The sequence below is a fragment of the Nocardioides palaemonis genome, assembly GCF_018275325.1.
Taxonomy (GTDB): Bacteria; Actinomycetota; Actinomycetes; order Propionibacteriales; family Nocardioidaceae; genus Nocardioides; species Nocardioides palaemonis.
This window is the reverse complement of sequence record NZ_JAGVQR010000003.1, coordinates 688,668-694,667: the sequence shown is the minus strand read 5'-3', so window position 1 is coordinate 694,667 and position 6,000 is coordinate 688,668. Positions and strand designations below refer to the sequence as shown.

The 6,000-nt window shown below is 73.9% G+C and carries 4 protein-coding genes; 1 reads left to right on the top strand and 3 read right to left on the bottom strand.

The window, feature by feature from the left end:
• A partial coding sequence (locus KDN32_RS15705; RefSeq protein ID WP_211733162.1) for an MIP family channel protein occupies positions 1 to 1,076 on the bottom strand: 1,076 nt, incomplete at its 3' end.
• A 187-nt stretch (positions 1,077 to 1,263) separates the two neighbouring features.
• On the opposite strand from KDN32_RS15705, the gene KDN32_RS15700 reads away from it, so the two are divergent.
• Positions 1,264 to 3,474, top strand: coding sequence for an NADP-dependent isocitrate dehydrogenase (locus KDN32_RS15700; protein ID WP_211733161.1), 2,211 nt, complete (start codon positions 1,264 to 1,266; stop codon positions 3,472 to 3,474).
• Positions 3,475 to 3,501: 27 nt separating this feature from the next.
• Here the strand turns inward: KDN32_RS15700 and KDN32_RS15695 are convergent, their stop codons facing one another.
• Entirely contained in the window at positions 3,502 to 4,008 is a 507-nt protein-coding gene (locus tag KDN32_RS15695) for a GNAT family N-acetyltransferase (RefSeq protein WP_211733160.1), read from the bottom strand.
• Positions 4,009 to 4,125: 117 nt separating this feature from the next.
• Complete coding sequence (locus KDN32_RS15690) at positions 4,126 to 5,985, bottom strand: hypothetical protein (RefSeq protein WP_211733159.1); 1,860 nt, start codon at positions 5,983 to 5,985, stop codon at positions 4,126 to 4,128.
• Positions 5,986 to 6,000: the final 15 nt, after the last annotated feature.

Below are 6,000 nucleotides of genomic sequence, written 5' to 3'. Positions count from 1 at the left end.
TCCGGGTTGCCCCAGTGGCCGGGCTGGCCCGGCTGCGCGGTCTGGCCGGGCTGCGCCGGGGGAGCGCCCCACTGGCCGGGCTGGCCCGGCTGGCCCTGGGCGGGCGGCTGCTGCGGCGGCTGGCCCCACTGGCCCGGCTGCCCCTGCTGCGCCGGCGGTGCGGCGTACGGGTCGGGCTGCTGCTGAGCCGGCTGCTGCTGCTGGTAGGGGTCGGGCTGGCCCCACTGCTGCTGCGGGGGAGCGCCCCACGGGGAGCCGGGCTGGCCCCAGCCGCCCTGCTGGCCCTGGTTCCACTGCGCCTCGTAGCTGCCGGGCACCGGCTGGGCCTTGCGGCCACCGCCGAAGCTGAGGCCGGAGCCCGCGACCGGGGCAGCGCCGTGGCCGAAGAGGAGGGGGTAGGTGAGGCCCGCGACGGCCGCGCCGAGGAGCGGGGCGACGACGAAGAGCCAGAGCTGGACGATCGCGTCGGTGCCGGCGAAGACGCCGACGCCGATCGAGCGCGCCGGGTTGACCGACGTGCCGGTGGCGCCCATCGAGGCGAAGTGGATCATCGCGAGCGCGAGACCGATGGTCAGCGGGCCCATGACGGCGTTGACCTGGTTGCGCTCGTCGGTGACCGCGAGGATCACCCAGAGGAAGACCGCGGTCAGCACCATCTCGAGCAGCAGGGCGGCCCACCAGGCGTAGCCGGAGCCCGCGTCGCCATAGGCGTTCTGCGCCATCCGGCCCTCGGCGTCGAAGCCCTCGAAGCCGTGCATCAGGCCGAAGAGCACGGCTCCGGCCACCAGGCCGCCGACCAGCTGCGCGGCGACGTAGATGCCGACCTGGCTCCACGGGAGCCGACCGCCCAGGACGGCACCGAGCGTGACCGCCGGGTTGAAGTGGCCGCCGGAGATGCGGCCGACGGCGTAGGCCATCACCACGACCGTGAGGCCGAACGTCAGGCCGGTGGCGACGTAGTCACCGCCACTGATGAGTGCCGCGCCGCAGCCGAAGAAGACGAGCACGAACGTGCCCAGCAGCTCGGCGGTGAACTTCTGCCCGGTGGTGGGTGTGTCTTCCACGATGTCGCTCATGGCGAGCTGCTCCTCCAGAGAGTCGTCAGGCCCTACCCCGCGTAGGCCACGCGAAGCCTAGCCTCGCCGGACGACCGGTGCGAGGGTAGGCGAGTCGCCTCCCGCCCCCGCGTCAGGTATCTTGACGTCAAGAGTTCTGCCCCGTCCCGGTCAGTTCACCCGAACACCTGAGGAGCTGTCGTACCCCATGGCCAAGATCATCTACACGCACACCGACGAGGCGCCGCTGCTCGCGACGTACTCGTTCCTCCCGATCATCGCGGCCTACGCGAAGACCGCCGGTGTCGACGTCGAGACCCGTGACATCTCCCTGGCCGGCCGCGTGATCGCGCAGTTCCCCGACCGGCTGACCGAGGAGCAGCGCCTCGACGACGCGCTCGCCGAGCTCGGCGAGCTGGCCACGAAGCCCGAGGCCAACATCATCAAGCTGCCCAACATCTCTGCCTCGATCCCGCAGCTCAAGGCGACGATCGCCGAGCTGCAGTCGCAGGGCTACGACCTCCCGGCCTACCCGGAGAACCCGCAGACCGACGAGGAGCGCGACGTCCGCGCCCGCTACGACAAGGTCAAGGGCTCCGCGGTCAACCCGGTCCTGCGCGAGGGCAACTCCGACCGCCGCGCGCCCGCGTCGGTGAAGAACTACGCCAAGTCGCACCCGCACTCGATGGGCGCCTGGAGCAGCGACTCCAAGACGTCGGTCGCCACCATGGGCCACGACGACTTCCGCAGCAACGAGAAGTCGGTCGTCATCGAGGGCGACGACACCCTGTCGATCGTCCACGTCGGCGTCGGCGGCGAGGAGACGGTCCTCAAGGAGGGCCTGAAGGTCCTCGCCGGCGAGGTCGTCGACGCCACGTTCATGAGCGCGGCCCACCTCGACGCGTTCCTCGAGCAGCAGGTCGCGAAGGCCAAGGCCGACGGCGTCCTCTTCTCCGCCCACCTCAAGGCCACGATGATGAAGGTCTCCGACCCGATCATCTTCGGCCACGTGGTGCGTGCCTACTTCGCCGACGTGTTCTCCCAGTACGGCGAGCAGCTCGCCGCCGCCGGCCTGTCCGCCAACGACGGCCTCGGTGCCATCCTCTCCGGCCTCGACCAGGTCGAGGGCGGCGCGGAGATCAAGGCGGCCTTCGAGAAGGGCCTGGCCGACGGCCCGGCGCTCGCGATGGTCGACTCCGACCGCGGCATCACCAACCTGCACGTGCCCTCCGACGTCATCATCGACGCCTCCATGCCGGCGATGATCCGCACCTCGGGCCAGATGTGGAACGCCGACGGCGAGCAGCAGGACACCCTCGCGGTGATCCCGGACTCGTCCTACGCCGGCGTCTACCAGGCCACGATCGACGACTGCCGGACCCACGGCGCCCTCGACCCGTCGACGATGGGCTCGGTCCCCAACGTCGGCCTGATGGCCAAGGCGGCCGAGGAGTACGGCTCGCACGACAAGACCTTCGAGATCCCGGCCGCGGGCAAGGTCGAGGTCCGCAGCGGCGCCGGCGACGTGCTCATGTCGCACGACGTCGAGCCCGGCGACATCTGGCGCGCCTGCCAGACCAAGGACGCCTCGATCCGCGACTGGGTCAAGCTCGCCGTCACCCGCGCCCGCGCCTCCGAGACGCCCGCCGTCTTCTGGCTCGACGAGACCCGCGCCCACGACGCCAACCTCATCGCGCTCGTGACCGAGTACCTGGAGGAGCACGACACCGACGGCCTCGACATCCAGGTCATGGCGCCCGCCGCCGCGACGACGTACTCGCTGGAGCGGATCCGCCGCGGCGAGGACACCATCTCGGTGACCGGCAACGTGCTGCGCGACTACAACACCGACCTGTTCCCGATCCTCGAGCTCGGCACCAGCGCCAAGATGCTCTCGATCGTCCCGCTGATGAACGGTGGCGGCCTGTTCGAGACCGGTGCCGGCGGCTCGGCGCCCAAGCACGTGCAGCAGCTGGTCAAGGAGGACTACCTGCGCTGGGACAGCCTCGGCGAGTTCTTCGCCCTGGCCGCCTCGCTCGAGCACCTCGCCGGCTACGCCGACAACGCCCGCGCGCGGATCCTCGGCGACACGCTCGACAAGGCCACCGAGACCTTCCTCAACGAGGACCGCTCGCCCGGCCGCAAGCTCGGCACGATCGACAACCGCGGCTCGCACTTCTACCTCGCCCTCTACTGGGCCGAGGAGCTGGCGAAGCAGACCGAGGACGCCGACCTCGCCGCGGCCTTCGCCTCGCTCGCGTCCTCGCTGCGCGCCGACGAGCAGACGATCGTCGACGAGCTGCTGGCCGTGCAGGGCAAGCCGGCCGACATCGGTGGCTACTTCCGCCCCGACGCCGAGAAGGCCGACGCGGTGATGCGCCCGTCCGCGACCTTCAACGCCGCGCTCGCCTCGCTCTGAGTCACCACCCGGCGCCGGGGAGGAGGCTCACGCCGCCTCCCCGGCCGCCGGGCCGCTCCTCCGCAGGACCTGCTGCGCCGGGACCGCCACGGTCCACGATCCGTCGGGACCGGCATACGCCTCCCGGTCGCGCAGCATCGCCCGCACGCCGGCGTTGTCCGGGTGCACCCAGCTGCGGAACCGCTCGATGCCGGCCAGGCTCGCGGTCCGCGCCAGGTGGTCCACCAGCACGGACCCCACCCCCTGGCGCTGCCACGCGTCCACGACCGCGAGCGACAGCTCGGCGGTCGTGGCGTCGACGCGGTGCCACTGCCCGTGACCGACCGGCCGACCGGAGACCCGCGCGAGGGCGACGTCGCTGCGGCCCTGCTCGACGCGCGCCAGCACCTCCCACCACGCGCGCGGGTAGTGCGGCACGCCGGTGTGGAACCTCAGGAAGCGGGACCGGTCCGAGAGGCCCTCGAACACCGCGTGCAGGGCGGGGTCGTCGGACGAGGTCGGGCGGTCGCACGTGACGGTGGCGCTGCGGATCATGGTCGCTCCTCGGCTCGCATCCGGACGGGCCGTGCGCCCGTCCGCCCGAGTGGCGTGACGGGCGCGTGCCGCTCCCGTTCCGTGCCGCGTCACACCGGCCGGGTCGGGGCCGGGCGCTCAGGGGCGTGGGTCGAAGCAGCAGAACGCGCCGGTCCGCACCCGGTCGGCGAGCCACGTGCCGATCTCCGCGTCGGCGAGCGTGAGGGCCGCGAGCGCCCGCCGCACCGCCTTGTGGACCGACACCCGGGCCCGTTCCTGACCGTCGGCGAAGGTGCGGGCGCCGCCGAGGAGCCCGGTGGCGGACACCAGCTCCCGGGCGACGGCGTCGAGCTCGCGGTGCGCCCGCTCGGAGCCCGCGGCATCGCCCGCGAGGTCGGCGTCGGCGACCTCCCGCTCGAGCTCCGCGACCCGCGCCCGGTAGGCGCGGATCGCCCGCTCGTCGAGCACCTCGGCGCTGCGGCTCTCGTGGACGGCGTGGCCGGTCACCAGGTCCAGCGCCGCGACTTCCACCCCGGGGCGCGACACGAGCTCGGCGAGGTAGCCCATGCCGACGCTCGCCGGCACCGACGCGCGCCGGTCGCCGAGCCGGACGTCCCACGTCCGGCCGGACCGTCGCAGGCGCAGGGGGTGGGCGACCGGTGCGGCCCACGCCCGCACGCGGTGGTCCAGGCCGTGGGCCCGCCCACCCTCCAGCGCCTCCTCGCGCAGCCGCTCGGCCCGGTCGGCGTCGCCGGGCCCGGCGCGACGGTCGAGCACCTCGGCGAGGCGCCACGCCGTGTGCGGCCGGCACACCGGGGTGCCGTGGGCCAGGTCGTCGGACAGCGCGCGATCGAGGAGCGCGACCGCTCCGTCGAGGTCGCCGAGCACCGCAGCCGCCGAGCCGAGCGCTCGACTGGTGGAGCCGAAGCTGACCACGCCCCGGCTCACCACGACCGGCAGGCCGGGGTGGTCGCCGAGGGCGTCGAGGACGCGCTGCGCCGTGGCGGCGTCGTCGAGCTCCCAGGCGACCTCGGAGAGGGCGAAGAGCGCCGCCAGCCAGCTCGTCGAGGTGGGGGGTCCCGCCGTGCCGACCCGCAGCCGGGCGAGCGCGGCTCGGGCCGCCGCGGCGTCCCCCGCGCCCGCCGCCGCCGCGGCCAGCGCGGCGTCGAAGGCGACCTGCGCGGGCTCGGCCACCTCGACGGAGTCGACGTGGGTCCGGCTCAGCTCGAGCATCCGCTCGTGGTCGCCGCGCAACCACGAGATGCCCAGCACCTGGGCGGCGTACCACGTGTCGGCGTCGACGTCGCCCACCTCGACGCCGAGCCGGTGGACCCGTGCTGCCTCCTGCTCGGCCTCGCGCAGTCGGCCGGCGCCGACCGTCCGCATCACGCCGATCACCTCACGCACGTAGGCCACGGCCGCGCAGGGTGTCTCCTCGAGCGCCAGCCGGAGCTCCTCGAGGGCGCGTCCGGCGGCGAGGTCGCCGAGCTCGTGCAGCACCAGTGCACGGTCGGCCAGACCCAGCAGCCCGTGGAGCGGGTCGCCGGTCGTCACCGACACGGCGACCAGCTCGTCGGCGAGGTCGAGACGACGTCGCAGGTGCTGGGGGCCGAGCAGGCAGAAGTACGCGAGGTGCAGCGCCTCGGCGAGCTGCACGACGTCCCCGGTCGACCGGGCGTCGTCGACCAGCGCCTCGACGGCCGCCGCGTCCGGGGTGCCGTAGAGCTCCTCGACGTGGTGCCGCTGGCGCAGCCGGCGGGCCAGGGACGAGGCGGGGTCGAGGCCGGCGAGCGCACGCTCGCGCAGCCCGGCGACGCGGGCGCGGTCGAGGCGGGTCCGGTGGTCGTGCACCCAGAGCCCGCTCAGGCCGAGCGCGGCACGCGCCAGCCCCTCGGCGTCGCCGGCGTCCTCCGCGGCGGCAGCCTCGCGGGTGAGCTCGGCGCGCGCGTCGGCGAGCCGGCCCTGCCGCAGGAGCTCCTCACCCGTGGGCTTGCTCACATGCGCGACCCTAGA

Bases quoted from the DNA above. Each gene is read 5' to 3' on its own strand.
- KDN32_RS15700 (WP_211733161.1), top strand. From the start codon at position 1,264: ATGGCCAAGATCATCTACACGCACACCGACGAGGCGCCGCTGCTCGCG.
- KDN32_RS15695 (WP_211733160.1), bottom strand. From the start codon at position 4,008: ATGATCCGCAGCGCCACCGTCACGTGCGACCGCCCGACCTCGTCCGAC.